General features: G+C 44.3%; 12 protein-coding genes. 4 read left to right on the plus strand and 8 right to left on the minus strand.

Going from position 1 to position 13,895, the window contains the following annotated elements; genetic code table 11:
- Window positions 1-37 precede the first annotated feature (37 nt).
- Window positions 38-892, minus strand: coding sequence for a class II glutamine amidotransferase (locus tag ACMCM8_RS13670; RefSeq protein WP_412723163.1), 855 nt, complete (start codon window positions 890-892; stop codon window positions 38-40).
- Between the two features lie 310 nt (window positions 893-1,202).
- On the opposite strand from ACMCM8_RS13670, the gene ACMCM8_RS13675 reads away from it, so the two are divergent.
- Window positions 1,203-2,189, plus strand: coding sequence for a hypothetical protein (locus tag ACMCM8_RS13675; RefSeq protein WP_412723164.1), 987 nt, complete (start codon window positions 1,203-1,205; stop codon window positions 2,187-2,189).
- 58 nt (window positions 2,190-2,247) lie between these two features.
- On the opposite strand, the gene yiaA is transcribed toward ACMCM8_RS13675, so the two are convergent.
- The 3 genes from yiaA to ACMCM8_RS13690 all read right to left on the minus strand — a co-directional run bounded on the left by yiaA (window position 2,248) and on the right by ACMCM8_RS13690 (window position 4,123).
- The gene (gene yiaA, locus ACMCM8_RS13680) at window positions 2,248-2,718 is read right to left on the minus strand and encodes an inner membrane protein YiaA (protein ID WP_412723165.1); all 471 of its coding nucleotides are present in this window, start codon (window positions 2,716-2,718) and stop codon (window positions 2,248-2,250) included.
- Complete coding sequence (locus tag ACMCM8_RS13685; protein WP_412723166.1) at window positions 2,702-3,538, minus strand: DUF2145 domain-containing protein; 837 nt, start codon at window positions 3,536-3,538, stop codon at window positions 2,702-2,704. The genes yiaA and ACMCM8_RS13685 overlap by 17 nt, the downstream gene beginning before the upstream one ends.
- A gap of 174 nt (window positions 3,539-3,712) precedes the next feature.
- Window positions 3,713-4,123 (minus strand): hypothetical protein, encoded by a 411-nt coding sequence (locus ACMCM8_RS13690; RefSeq protein ID WP_412723167.1) that lies wholly within the window; start codon window positions 4,121-4,123, stop codon window positions 3,713-3,715.
- Window positions 4,124-4,253: 130 nt separating this feature from the next.
- Between ACMCM8_RS13690 and ACMCM8_RS13695 the strand changes: the two genes are divergently transcribed.
- Window positions 4,254-4,991, plus strand: coding sequence for a helix-turn-helix domain-containing protein (locus ACMCM8_RS13695; protein ID WP_412723168.1), 738 nt, complete (start codon window positions 4,254-4,256; stop codon window positions 4,989-4,991).
- Window positions 4,992-5,099: 108 nt separating this feature from the next.
- On the plus strand, window positions 5,100-5,321 hold the full coding sequence (locus ACMCM8_RS13700) for a VF530 family DNA-binding protein (protein WP_412723169.1): 222 nt from the start codon (window positions 5,100-5,102) through the stop codon (window positions 5,319-5,321).
- 33 nt (window positions 5,322-5,354) lie between these two features.
- On the opposite strand, the gene ACMCM8_RS13705 is transcribed toward ACMCM8_RS13700, so the two are convergent.
- The 3 genes from ACMCM8_RS13705 to dinB all read right to left on the minus strand — a co-directional run bounded on the left by ACMCM8_RS13705 (window position 5,355) and on the right by dinB (window position 7,874).
- Window positions 5,355-6,245 carry an MBL fold metallo-hydrolase gene (locus ACMCM8_RS13705; RefSeq protein WP_412723170.1) on the minus strand — a complete coding sequence of 297 codons (891 nt, stop codon included), beginning with the start codon at window positions 6,243-6,245 and terminating at the stop codon, window positions 5,355-5,357.
- A gap of 191 nt (window positions 6,246-6,436) precedes the next feature.
- Window positions 6,437-6,691, minus strand: coding sequence for a DUF1653 domain-containing protein (locus tag ACMCM8_RS13710; protein ID WP_412723171.1), 255 nt, complete (start codon window positions 6,689-6,691; stop codon window positions 6,437-6,439).
- A gap of 109 nt (window positions 6,692-6,800) precedes the next feature.
- Complete coding sequence (gene dinB, locus ACMCM8_RS13715; RefSeq protein WP_412723172.1) at window positions 6,801-7,874, minus strand: DNA polymerase IV; 1,074 nt, start codon at window positions 7,872-7,874, stop codon at window positions 6,801-6,803.
- A gap of 378 nt (window positions 7,875-8,252) precedes the next feature.
- On the opposite strand from dinB, the gene ACMCM8_RS13720 reads away from it, so the two are divergent.
- The gene (locus ACMCM8_RS13720) at window positions 8,253-9,812 is read left to right on the plus strand and encodes a sodium:solute symporter family transporter (RefSeq protein WP_412723173.1); all 1,560 of its coding nucleotides are present in this window, start codon (window positions 8,253-8,255) and stop codon (window positions 9,810-9,812) included.
- Between the two features lie 349 nt (window positions 9,813-10,161).
- Here the strand turns inward: ACMCM8_RS13720 and ACMCM8_RS13725 are convergent, their stop codons facing one another.
- The gene (locus ACMCM8_RS13725) at window positions 10,162-13,752 is read right to left on the minus strand and encodes an FG-GAP repeat domain-containing protein (RefSeq protein ID WP_412723174.1); all 3,591 of its coding nucleotides are present in this window, start codon (window positions 13,750-13,752) and stop codon (window positions 10,162-10,164) included.
- Window positions 13,753-13,895: the final 143 nt, after the last annotated feature.

Here is a 13,895-nt window from a genome sequence, read left to right on the forward strand (position 1 = left end):
TTATTTGAATGTGAAAACCGGAGTAAATGATATACCTTTACTCCGGTCTTTCTGTTTTCACTGAGTGAAGTGACGGATCGGGCGCTACCATTTGCGCTTCTTTCTTATGCTCTGGCACATCCACTTTACCCGAAGCAATCACCTCACCTTCTTGCCATAGCTTCCACTCGCCACGCTCAAAGATATCCCACTGCTCATCATTGGTCAGCGGCTCTGTTGCAATTATACTTACCACATCCTTAGGCGTGGTTTCAGCCGCAAAATCAATCTCTACTTCTACATCGCTTAAGCACGCGGGGCCAAAAGGGGCTCTACGGGTAATACTGGCTAGCTTTGTACTGCAAAAGGTAAATAACCAATCGCCGTTACTCAGTAAGCAGTTAAATACGCCCTGCTGTGCATACTCTTTTGCCAGTGCCACCAGCGTCTCGGCCAATTGTTCTGGCATAGCGTCTCGGGGTAAGTTTTGTCTCACATTATTCATAATGTCACAAAACAGATCTTCGCTATCCGTATCGCCAACCGCTTCATAAATGCCTGCGCGACGAGAGAAATTAGGGAGTTGCCCATTGTGCGCAAATACCCAATATCGCCCCCACAATTCGCGAGTAAAGGGGTGCGTATTGGCCAAGTTGATATTACCCACATTGGCCTGACGTATGTGGCAGATGGCATTTTTGCTTTTTATAGGTAACTTAGAAACAAAATCAGCAATGGGTGACGTAGCACAAGGCTCAGGGTCGTGAAACATGCGTACGCCCTTACCCTCGTAAAAAGCGACTCCCCAGCCATCTTTATGCGGCCCAGTTTCACCTCCGCGGCGAGTCAGCCCGGTAAAACTAAAACATAAGTCAGTAGGAGTGTTCGCACTCATACCTAAAAGTTCACACACAGCGACTATTACCTTTTACCGTTATTAATTTGAGTGTGTTGAGCATACGCAAGCTAGCAAACCGAATCAATTCGACATTGGTCCGGTAAAAAGGTGCAGAGATTAAAGGTATCAAAATCGCGCGAATCTTCTGCAACCAGTTGCTAACAAACCACTGCTTTTTACTTAAAATCACATAAAACACGGTGGTTAATTCATCAGCACTTTCATTTTCATCAAATAATAATGATAATCAATTACAAACAACTTATTTTTCATTATCATTATGCGTTGTAACTCTTTCTCTTCTTATTCTTTTTTCGTCGCTGTGATGTGTGCCGTGATACTGCCGTGCACATTGCTCGCTAAGAAAAGCTCAGCATTAACTCAAACAGCTGGTACTGAGCAAAGTACGATAAATCAGACCTTTAAGCACTTATTGTCCGAAAACCAAGTAGTGGCAATTGGTGACATTCATGGTTCTTCAGCACCGACCGAACTCTTAATTAACGTACTGTCTGACAGTGATATCTTTGAGAGTATTGACGTGATTGTGACAGAATTCGGGAATAGCCATTACCAAACTGAGTTAGATGATTTTTTACTTAACCCCAACACTACGGTGTCATTACAAGATTTAGAGCCTTTATGGCAAGACAGTATTTATTTTATGGCGTGGCAATATGAACATTATCGCCATTTCGTACAAACACTAAAGTTGCTCAATGCGTCATCAAACCATACTGTACGCATTGTCCTTGCTGAGCCGGAATTTAGTTGGGAAGGATTGACGAGAGAGCAATGGCGCGCTCTTACCAAAACACGTATTGCGAGCTATGAACACACCGTTAAGCAGGTAGCAGAAAATAACGATAAGGCGATCCTGCTGTTTGGCGCGATGCATACCTTAAAGCAACCTGTGACATTAAAGCGGGGTGAAGCGTTCGCTGAATTTGTCCCCTTTATTACTAACCTTAATGAATTAAACATTGCGACAATATGGACCCACTTTTCAACATCGACAATACCTGATATTTCTCCTCAAACACTTGTCTTGCTTAACGAGAAAAGTGATTTAGACACCCCTTTTTCTCACCTTTCAGCTCGATTTTCAGGTGACGACAATCAAAAGCTGTCAGACGTTGCTGACGCATACTATTACCCAGGTCCATTAGACCGACATGCGCCTGCGCCTTCGCATATTACACAAGACAGCCAGTGGCACGACGAAATGAAACGAAGAGCAGCGATAGTTGATGAGCGTGTATCATCACAAATTGCTAAGCAGTTAGCTGAATGGCTAGCCGAGACCAACTAGCATTGTGAAATTATGGGGTCAGAGTACTTTTTTAGGAAATGTACTCTGACCCCATTTTTTAAGCGGCTTTCACTTTGGGAGAGTCATCGGGCTCTATAGCGCTGCTTTGAGTATCGCCTTTTGTGCTGCATGACTCGTCTGTAGCTTGGCTATCGCGTACGTTCTTTTGTACCGTGATAGCGGCAAAAAGGCTTAGTGTGAAGGCCATGCCGAAGAAGCCTTTTTCACTCAATAAAAGCTCAGCGTTTAATAAGCCAATTACCAACAATACTATGGCTGATGCAGTAGCTACAGCTGATGCAAGGAAGTACGCTTTGGTAGTTGGCACACCTTCCATTTTATCGCGTACCGTTTTTTGTAAGCTCACCACTGAAAATAAGCCAAACAACATAATGGTGAAGTAATAACCTTTTTCATTAAGCGCCATTGGAGCATTGTAAAGGCCGATAAAATAAGCGCCTACACCTACAATTAGAGCTGCCAGTGAAGCAATTCGAAATGCTTTCGTTGGTTTATTCTGAGTCTGCATGGTTAAACTCCTCGATGTTAGTTATCTGACCATTACTAGCAAAAATGACCGCCTTTTCCGATAAGTCGTATTTCTGCATGTAATGAGCAAGGCTGGTAAAGGTAGTCGTTTCCACCTTACGGCCGTGATCGGACAGCGTAACACCGTCGCTGAACATACTCGCCAAGCCAAGCTTTGCACGGCTCATGTTTACTTTTTGCGGCGTAAAATGCGCTTTTGCATTAGCTTTAAGCTGGGCAATATCTGTGGTGGAGTACACCGCGGCATTCAGCACATCCAAGGTGTACTCTGTGCAGTTTTGTCGTTCACTGTTAAATGGATTAGCAACTACTGAGTAGCGTGGGTTGTGCAACAGTTTCGCTTTATCTTCACTGTACATGCTGATAAGCGCCTGCTGCACAGGAACTGAAGGGATAATAAGGCCCGCTTCAAGCGCATAAGCACTCCAGAAAAAATCAACAGGATAATCGGTAATTAAGTGACTCACGTCTTGTTCATCAGCATCTTGATACAAATTATGGATAGCATAGCCTTTGGCAGTCTCTCCATTATCTAGCTGTATGCTTGAATAAATAGCAATGGCGGTGTGCGTGAAACGAATGCCCTCCGGCATGTCCTCAATAGGTCTGCCTCGTCTTGCAATAATGAATGCACGCGCCCCTTGGCTTGCCGCATACTTTTCAACCTCTTTAGAAAAGATGGCAATGGCTTCTGGTGAAAATGAAGGTTTTCCGTGCTGTTGACTACCTGCCAGAACATGATTTACGTTGATAACAAGTAATACCAGAGCCACAGCTATTGAATACAAGAATGTTTTCATACTCTTCCCTACCTTTATTGTCGAGACTTGCGTCGAATGAAGCACACTTAAAGCGCTCGCCACTTTTTATGAGGCACTAGATTGCACAACCCTTCGCTGTAGCAGGTTATTACCAAGCTACAGCTACTTTTATAGTGTCCAGTCGCGCTTTAAAGCTCTAGTAATCAATCTCTATTAGCGTTTAGTTGTGGTAGTAGTTGTCGTGGTCGTCGTTGTGTTAGTGGTCGCAACGACTTTATTTGGCGCTGGATCGGCAGTAACAATGGTTTCGGTGATCACCAACGGCTGGTTGTTATCAACGGAAGACTGATGGCTTGCTCCGTGAATATTACGGGTACTCTCGTCAATCGCACTTTCAGCAACAGCACTACCTGCAACGACAACACTGCCTGTTAATATAACGGGCACTGCAACTACAGCACTTGCTACCGACGCTGTCGTTGCTAAGCCTTCAGATGCAGCAAGTGCACTATGCTTACTGGCTTTACCACTGTGACCCACAGAATCATCTGCCATTGCAGGATGAATAAGAAGCGCACTACTTAATAGTGCAGTTAACATCAATGTTGAACGCGAATTTTTCATATCACTTGCTCCTAGTTCGTAAAGGCAGGTGTGCCTGAACACTTTCTACACTAGAACCAAGAATAAATTTCGTAAACCACAATCGCTGATGTAGTATTAAATTACACCACAAGTATAAATATTTAATACCATGAGCCAAATTAGTCTTGTTTACGACACGCTAAAACAATGTTTGCGAGAACAGCGATTTACTTATAAACAGATAGCGCAAAAACTGAATGTCAGCGAGGCAAGTGTAAAACGAAACTTCTCTCTTCAAGCGTTTAGCCTTGATAAGTTAGAACAGATTTGCGAATGCCTAAATTTGTCATTGAGCGACTTATTTAGCCTGTCTCAGAAGCAGCAAGAAAAAATATCACAGTTGTCTGAGCAGCAAGAAATGGAACTACTTGCCAATCCTAAGCTACTGCTCGCGGCCGTGTGTGTAAGGGATGGCTGGCGCTTCTCGGAAATCATTAAGCACTACGATATCTCTGAGGTTGAAGGTATTAAACTTATGACCACCTTAGACAAACTTAAACTTATAGAGCTGTTACCGAACAACCGTTACAAGCTACTAATTGCGCAAAACTTTCGCTGGATCCCAAATGGCCCACTAGAAAAATTTATGGAGCAGGAAGTGATGGTAAAGTTTATGACCCCAAAGAAAAACGAACCATGGATGTTCCGCTTTTATCTGCGCGGGCGCTATTCTGAAACCTCAGTTTCTATTATTCAGCGCCGTTTAGAACAAGTTAGACAGGAAGCAGCAAAACTGAGTAGCGAAGATAACGCACTGCCTATAGAAGAGCGCCAGCATATTGGCCTTTTAATGGCCATGCGGCCATGGGAACCATCGCTTTTTGAGAAAATGAAGCGGACAAAATAGAGGTATGTCAGCGATACCGCTCTCACTATTGAACTTTTTTCGCGAAATTATTCGAGTTTTTTCGTGATAGAATAGCCAGTCACTCACCATAAAGAGCAGCCACTTTCTATGAATCAACAACCCAATAATCCCCTTCATGGCTTAACGTTAGAGAAAATCGTGACACAACTTCACGAACGTTATGGCTGGGATGGCTTGTATTACCGTATTAAGATCAACTGCTTTAACAACGATCCTTCAATCAAATCATCGCTTAAATTCTTGAGAAAAACCCAATGGGCGAGAGATAAAGTCGAACAGCTTTATATTCAGACTTTCAGTAAAAATTAACGGGGCCTGAGTAATTTACTCCGCCCCATAATGTTAAGCGTCGTTGTACAAGGTCGTTATCCATTTTTCCTCGTTGATGAAGCTCCAACTCCAGTCAGACCATTTCTTGTCTAACCCCAATGTTTTAACTTCATCTACGCTTTTTCCCTGTTCTTTAAGTGCCTTAACATAGTTAAATGTTTCGCTGATCATGGCTAAGAACGCGCTGTACTCTTGCTTATTGCTTAATGGGCCGTGACCCGGAATAATGACAGTGTCGTCGTCTATTTTTTCGAGCACGTGCGCTACAGACTCCATGTAACCTTCCACGTTTCCTCCCGCACCTTGATCAATATAAGGGAATAAACCATTAAAGAATAAGTCTCCGGTATGTAAAACATTTGGCTGCTCAAACCACACCACACTATCTCCGTCTGTGTGGCCAATGGCCAAATGCATCACGTGAATAGTGTCGTCGTTGAAGTATATTTTAATGCCGTCTTCGTAAGTGACAGTAGGCAGTGCCTCAGGTTTAACTTTCTCATCATCAGCAAGGCGTAGTCGGACATTTTCATGAGCAAATATCGTTGCGCCTTTATGGCTGTGAAAAAACGCATTGGAGCCAGTGTGGTCGCCGTGATAATGGGTATTAATAATATATTTAGGTTTGTCGCTGCCTAGTTGACCCAACTGAGCCGCAATTTTTTCAGCGAGAGGGGCAAACTGATCGTCAATAATAAGTACACCATCATTTCCCGCGGAAACACCGATATTGCCACCCATCCCCGTTAACATATGTACCGACCCTCTAATTGCAGTGGATTTAATTTCCACATCAGCAAACCTATCTTGGGCATTTACTGGGTTGAACGGAGTAAAAACACAAGTACTCGCAGCCAGTAATATCGCAACAGCCAAATAGCGGGACGTAGATTTGATTTCCATTAACATTTCCTTCTTATCAACACTCGTGAGCCAGACTAGGTTGACCTTATCATTACACTGTTTGTGCATTAGCAGCGAGTTTACGTTACCAAACAAGCAAGGTGTCGTGAATAGTCCAACTGAATAACAAGTCAAACGCGTGTAGTACGCGTTGCTATTTTTATCTCAAACTGTATGCATTGCGGTCAAATTTAGATCATTTTTTCTTTTTCTGGAATAGAGCCAATGTATGCAAATCGCGGAATTGTTTTTCCGTTTTTTTCTACTGTTTCGACAAACATCTCCAGTGGGCGAACCCACAACGCTCGCTCGCCATAGCAAGGCCGATAAACCACTAACTTACTTTCATCTTCTGAATGAGTTGCCACTTCATAGACATCGTACATATGCCCTTTGTAATGCTTGTAGCGTCCGGGAGTGATGAGGTTATCTTCTATACTGCTCATTGGTATTCCTATATAGGTTAGAAATTAGGTGGCAACATGGCACCTATATTATGGGTCGATCTCTCTTCTATTTATTCAAGTTAAGCCTATCTACAACAAATACGCAGCACTAATTTTCATCAAAAGGTAAAATTAGTTGCTGTGTGGTTTGATGTGCAGCCAACCCTATATGCACACCAACCAACCTGATCCCGCGCCCCTTTGCCCGTTCGAAAGCTTCGTCCATCAACGAATGAAAGTAGGCTTCATCGAGTTTGGCTTGTCTGTGCTCCACGGTTGTAAGCTGGAAATCATTAAATTTAAGCTTTACTCCCTGTGTACGTACCCTTACCGGCCTGCCCGTTCGCTTCTTGTGATTATCCATCCGCTCACTAAGTTTTAAAAACAGATGAGGTAAAAATGCCTTACACTCTTCGAGACTGTAGATATCTTCACTTAAGGTGCGCTCCACGCCAATGGATTTGCGTTCCCGTGAGACCGATAGTGCCCGCTCATCAATTCCATGCGCGCGCTCCCACAATACACTACCAAATTTCCCTAACGCCTTCTGGATACGCTCATAGGGATAATTGCGCACGTCTTCACAAGTATTAAGTCCCATACGCTGAAGCTTTTGCATGGTGACTTTACCCACGCCAGGAATTTTTTTAAGCGGAAGTTGACGCACGAAACTATCGAGTTTGTCGGGAGTGATCACACAAATGCCATCGGGTTTATTTTCATCGCTCGCTACCTTAGCCACAAACTTGCAGGGCGCAACCCCTGCTGAAGCTGTAAGCCCAAGTTCGCTTTTAATGCGCTCGCGTATTTCTTCAGCAATTAAGGTGGCACTGCCACCACAAAATTCACTGTTGGTAACGTCCAGGTAGGCTTCGTCTAATGATAAGGGCTCGATAAAGTCGGTATAGTCGGCAAAAATTTTACGTATTTTTTGGGACTCAGCTGCGTATATGTCCATGCGCCCTTTCACTAACGTCAAGTTTGGGCACAGTTTAAGCGCATATGCAGTGGCCATGGCAGAACGAACTCCAAACTTACGCGCCGGGTAATTACAGGTAGAGATAACACCGCGACGGTCAACACTGCCGCCAATGGCGATGGGGATATCACGCAAATCAGGGTTGTCGCGCATTTCAACTGCGGCGTAAAAACAATCCATGTCGACGTGGATAATTTTTCGCATTAACCTCTACCTGGCTGTATCTTAAAGCCTGAATTAACTGTACAAAAGAACAGTATATTATCAACAAGTTGAAAATACACCCTTTTGTTTCGATATCAGATTTTATTCAACGCATCTTCTCTACCGCCAGTGAGGCTCCCTGCATAGGCTGCCACTATCGGCGTAAGCGCATGTTAGTGAGAGAAAAAGCATTACTCGTGCTCCCTTTTTTTGGTGACTCAGGATTAGACGTTTTTACTTGTGGCGTCTGTCTAAATTCATCACTTAACTCTTTATGTCAGTGTGATATGGTGGGAAACGCGTCAACACTCTGCCCCTTTACATTCAATACACTACCTCAACAAGCAATGGCAGCGAATGAAAATCTAGGAGAAAGGAATGACATGGCTGGATTATTCCATTGTGGGAATCTATTTACTGGGACTACTTTTTCTAGGACTGAAATTCAGGCATCAACATTCCGGTCAAGAGTACTTTCTCGGCGGGCGCTCACTCCCATGGCCAACATTAACGCTATCTGTCATGGCTACTCAACTCTCCGCTATCAGTTTTATTTCTGCACCGGCCTTTGTCGGACTGCGAGAAGGCGGCGGTCTTATTTGGCTGAGCTACGAGCTGGCTTTACCCCTTGCAGTGATCATCATGTTGTGGCGTCTTCTGCCGACGCTACATAGTGCTCAGGTGGTAAGCGTATACGACTATCTGGAGCAACGCTTCTCTCGCTCCACCCGGTTGCTGATCAGTTTTGTTTTTCAGATAAGCCGTTCATTTGCCACCGCCATTATGATTTATGCCATCAGCCTGATATTGCAGGGGACCATGGGGCTGGATCAACTCAATGCCATTCTGGTTATCGGTATCATCACACTCATTTATTCGGCAATGGGCGGTATGAAAGCTGTTGTGTATGGCGATGCTATTCAAATGGTACTTATCGTTGCCGGTGCCTCGCTTTGTCTGTGGGCAGGCCATAACGCCATCGGAGGCTGGGAAAATGTCTTCGATGTAATGCCCCCTGAACGCCTTAAAGCCGCCAATACCAGCACGTCAGGATTAGGTGGCAGTGACTTTGGTTTACTACCCATGTTGTTTGGAGGGGTGGTGTTGTACGCTTCTTACTATGGATGCGATCAGTCTGAGGCTCAGCGGGCGCTTTCCAGCCACAGCATTAAAGACTTAAAGAAAATGATGCTTGCGGTGGCCTTTCTGCGCTTTCCCGTCACTTTGATTTATTGTGCCGCCGGCTTGGTCATTGGCGCTCTTGTGATATCAACGCCAGCATTACAGGCACAGATACCAGCCGGTGAGCCGGACTGGATGATGCCCATATTTATAATTAATTATCTCCCCGCAGGCATAGTGGGTATTCTTATAGTGGCAATTCTTGCAGCAGCCATGTCCTCACTCAGTTCCGCTATTAATAGTCTGGCTGCTGTCACAACAGAAGACATCTGCCGTATCACAGGCGCAAAACCAGTTGATGAAATCTATCTCAGACGTGCGCGCATTGCCGGCCTAGTGTGGGGGTTAATTACTCTCGTGTTATCCTTGTACGCAGGGCATATCGCGCCCACTGTCATCGAGGCAATCAATAAAATTGGTTCGGTATTCTACGGGCCGGTATTGGCCACTTTTTTGGTCGGCATTCACAGCCGTAAAGTTTCTCCTGTCGCCGCCAATATAGGGTTACTTGCGGGCGTAGCAACAAATGTTTTCTTTTGGCTAAGCGACAATCCTTTGTTTTGGTTTTGGTGGAACCTGATTGGTTTGGTCGTCACCATGTCCGTCGCCTTCCTCTTATCGCGCTTTTTCCCTAACGATACCGCACACAAGCTGCCATCCGTGAGGGGGATCAGTTACCGCGCAGCCGCTTTACTAGTAGCTTGGTCTAGTGTTTTAGTCGTCGCGGTGATATATCTGCCTGAGTGGCTCGGGTAATCTGCTAATTCGGTTACCTATTTACCCCCAAGGGCTCTGTAAAACCTAGGGATAAAAAAAGCGCTGTTTGCCTATAACGAACAGCGCTTTTTAGACTTCATAGACTTTAAGGCTAAACCGCTACAAAATTTGATTCTGCTTCCATTCGTTAAGCTTTTTCTGACGGGCTTCTTCTTTCCACTAAACGGCACAGTTTTTAATTAGAATTATTCCGTTTTTCTTGGAAACCTGCCGCGACTAGGATTTTTGAGATATTCAATATAGAGCGGCTCACACCAATATAGATGTGTCGCCGCTCAATCATGAAATCGCCTTAGAAAAGTGTCAAAATTAACCTAAGTGGTGCTACTTACTCAACGCGGCCTAGCCAATACATTACCCGTGATGTTGCCATCATCACTTCCAGGCTTCCCTCAGCAGACTTTCTCGCGTGTAGAGAGTGACTGCGAGCCGAACCAATCAGCACCGGGCTTTTCCAGATAGTGATACCTTCAACCGTCATTTCGCTGAGTTCAGAAGCACCGTAATACTTCCAATCATCGTCATTCGCCGAAGTCACAAGAAGTGTCTGTTCTGTAGCGGTTACTGGATTTGCTGCCATGTCGTCGATATCCATATTTACAGAAACGTCTGATGTCTTAGTTAAACTGGTGTCTGTAACGTCAAACAAAACCAGTGATCTTTTCTGATCGTTATAACAGGCTAACTCTGCAGCAGCGTCACTATCAGCATTAATAAACGTCAGACGTGCGCAATAAGTATCGGTGCTTGCCTGAATAGAGAAGCCTGACGCTGTTGGCTTAAGTAATTGAATTGTGTCATCGCTTTGAGAAAGCGCCACGTACACACTGCCATTCGTCGCGACAATATCAAAATCACGGAAACCTTGAGGCATGGTGTAAGTAGCCAAGAGAACTTGATTGTTCACGTCGATAGCTTTTAACGTAAGACCATCGACATATACAGCATCTTCGAAACCATCGTTATTGAAGTCGAATGCCTTGATAACTGAAACATTGCCCGAATAGTCGCCTGTAATCTCATATTGAATAGAGAAATCATTTAACTGCATTGCAGCAAATGAATTCTTATTAGATTGTGTAGTAGGCAGGAATAAATCACCGGCACCGTCATTGTTGTAATCGGTAGTGACAGCAATACGAGAATTATCCCAGTTGGATGAAATCTCTTCACTGGTGATAAAATTTCCTGTGTTCTCCATTAGTAAGACCTTAGAGCCGTCATAGCCGCCGCTCCCTGTTCTCGGTACGAAGAAAACAGCGCGTTCGTCACCAGGATACAAATCTGCCCACCCAGCCGCATTAAAGCTGTCCAGTTGATGTGTGGTTGCTGTCGTTTTTATTATTGCAGAAGTGGCGGTGACATCTGCCGTTACGAGTAGACCTTTACCTGAAGTAAAAGAGTCAGTGCCCCACAACAGTTCGTTAAGGCCATCATTGTCGGCATCGCCAAGGGTCAGCGAAGACGAACCGTTATTTACCGTATCAACGCTAAATACTGAAGTGAGCAAGTTATAAGACAGCTTCATGGCGTGAATATTGCCCCGCTGGCAGCCACCTACAAGCAACACAGGGTTACTATCGTCGGTAAGTTTCCCTGCACTAATGTCACAAGTGTTAGAATTCTCAATACTCGTAATCTGAGATTTGTCTTGTGCTGAGTACACATAGATATGATCCCGGCGGTCTGCTCCGATAATTTCGTCAATACCGTCGCCATTTATATCAGCAACGGCAATTTGGCTATCACTAAATCCTGCCCCCAAAAACCACTGGTTTTCACCAGATTCAAGGTCATAAACCAATCCAGAATTTGTAACCAGTTCCAACTGAGCGTCAGAATCTACATTACCCAGTACAATTTCGGAGCTATCTTCTGCGGTGAAAGTGAACAACGGCGTTTCGGGCGAACCGAGATCAACTACAACAATATCACTGGCATTGCCATAATCACGTGACGAGTATAAGTAGGCCAATTCATCGTCACCATCGTTATCGATGTCACCGAGAACAGCACTATGTATGTAATTGTCAGTGGTAAAAAGCGTTGCTGCCGTTTCTTCAATGTCGGTAATCACAGATACGCTGTGTTCAGATATCACTATAATATCGGGGTATCCGTCGTCATCAAAATCGGTACTGAGAACTTGTTTTACTGTTCCACCTTGCTCGATTATGTAGGGATACATCCAAGTTTGGTTATAGCTGCCGTTTTGATAAGACAGCAAGAACACGCGATTTACAGAATCGGTGGAGAGAACTTCATTGTCACCGTCGTGGTCGAAATCACCAATTGCCATTGAGTTGTTTATTTTAGGTACTTCAACACCCGAGCGTGCTAATTCTTGAACCCGATTGTTAGTCACTGAGACATGGGTTTTAACTACTTCAGCACCGTCTTCACCGGTCGAAAAACCAAATGCGTAAAGCTGGGTTTTAAACAGCTGATAACTCGGCGCTTGCCAAGACATCAATCCATCTTCGTTAATGGTAGCACCTAAGGGAGCCGAAACTAAGGTGGGAACCCCTTGGTTATCACCAATATCAGGGTCAGACACAATCGCTCTGAATTCGATATATTCTCCAGGAGACGCTGATTCAGGTAAATTCTCAAACGCGACCTGGGCCGGGGCATCCGACAGAACAATTGAAGTGCGACCTGACTCTACAGTGTTAGCGCTATCTGAGACGACCATAGACACTTCTACTAAATCGTTAAATACAGCGCGATAGGCTGGTAAGGTATCACCAGATATGTCCTCTACTAGGACACCGTTGATGTACCAGCGATAACTGACCGATAAATCTTCTTCTTCTGTATCGATATCGTAATAGTAGCCTTGGCTAACGGTGATAGGTGTCGTCGTGTCCACAGTGTCCCTGGTGTAAAAATCAGGTGCATAAACTCTTGGTGGGACAGACATGTCAGCAATAGCGACTAGTAATCTGTCTGCAAGGTTACCATCAATTAAATCATAGGCACCTACTAAAATTGTACCTACGTCGAAGGTACCGTCATTGTCTGTATCTTCCAAGTATCGAATATACCCTCGCTCGAACAGTAACGTTGCGGTTTTATCGCCCGCCACAATCAATTCGCCCTCTTTCATGTATGGCGAGAAATCTTCAGGGCTATCTAATGCAATAGCCAGTTTACCTTTAGAGCCAATGTAAAAGTCTAATTCAGCATGATTAGTGTTTTCGCTAGAATTGGAAGATGTATTGAAATCGCCCTCTAACTTATATTGCTCTGAGCCAATGGTAAATGTGACATGTTGATCGGTTTCTACCTCGAAGTTGCCGCTAGTTTGGTTGAAGCCCTCATTGACCGAGACGACGCCTGACAAAGTGTATGACATATCTTCATCAGTCCACGTTAGACTGTCGAAATACATACTGTATTTTGCTTCACTGTCTGACACACTTTCGATGGCGATAGCTGTTGATCCAGAAATGGCAACACCATTGGCATTCAACCAACAGTTTTGATAATTCATGGCAATGATACCAGTGAAGGCATCCGTTACCTTGCCGTCATAAGCAACATTACCACCTTGATCACAGGCGTATGTTTTTTTTATCACGCCGTTATTCACATCACTACTGAAGTCCTGTTCTGACAGTTCTGGCAAAGCCATGACGGAATCGCTAAATAGTAGATTAAACGCCTGTTGGACCAACTCAAGATCCACTTCCGCAGTAGTTGTTTTGCCCTTATATTGGGCGTTCGCGATAGCTGTAGCTGCGGTCTTTAGTCGAGACGGGGAATAGTCTTTTGCGTTTTTAATAATGGTAGATGACGAAACCGAAGAAGAACCTCCGTTAACGGGTCCCGGACCTGAGTCTGAACCTCCACCGCCACACGCGGTTAGGGATAATGCAACTATACTAATAGCTGCTATATGTACGCGAGATGTCATGATTCTTCCTTGATATATTGATATTGGCGTTTTATGGACTGTTAATTTAACCTAATTGAAAATTCAGAGCAACGGAATGTGGTGGGTGGCATAAAGTGGTATAATTCAAAGCATTAGGCTAAGCAATAATTTACTCATTTAAC

This window comes from Alteromonas sp. D210916BOD_24 (genome assembly GCF_047159385.1).
In the GTDB taxonomy this organism is placed as follows: Bacteria; Pseudomonadota; Gammaproteobacteria; order Enterobacterales; family Alteromonadaceae; genus Alteromonas.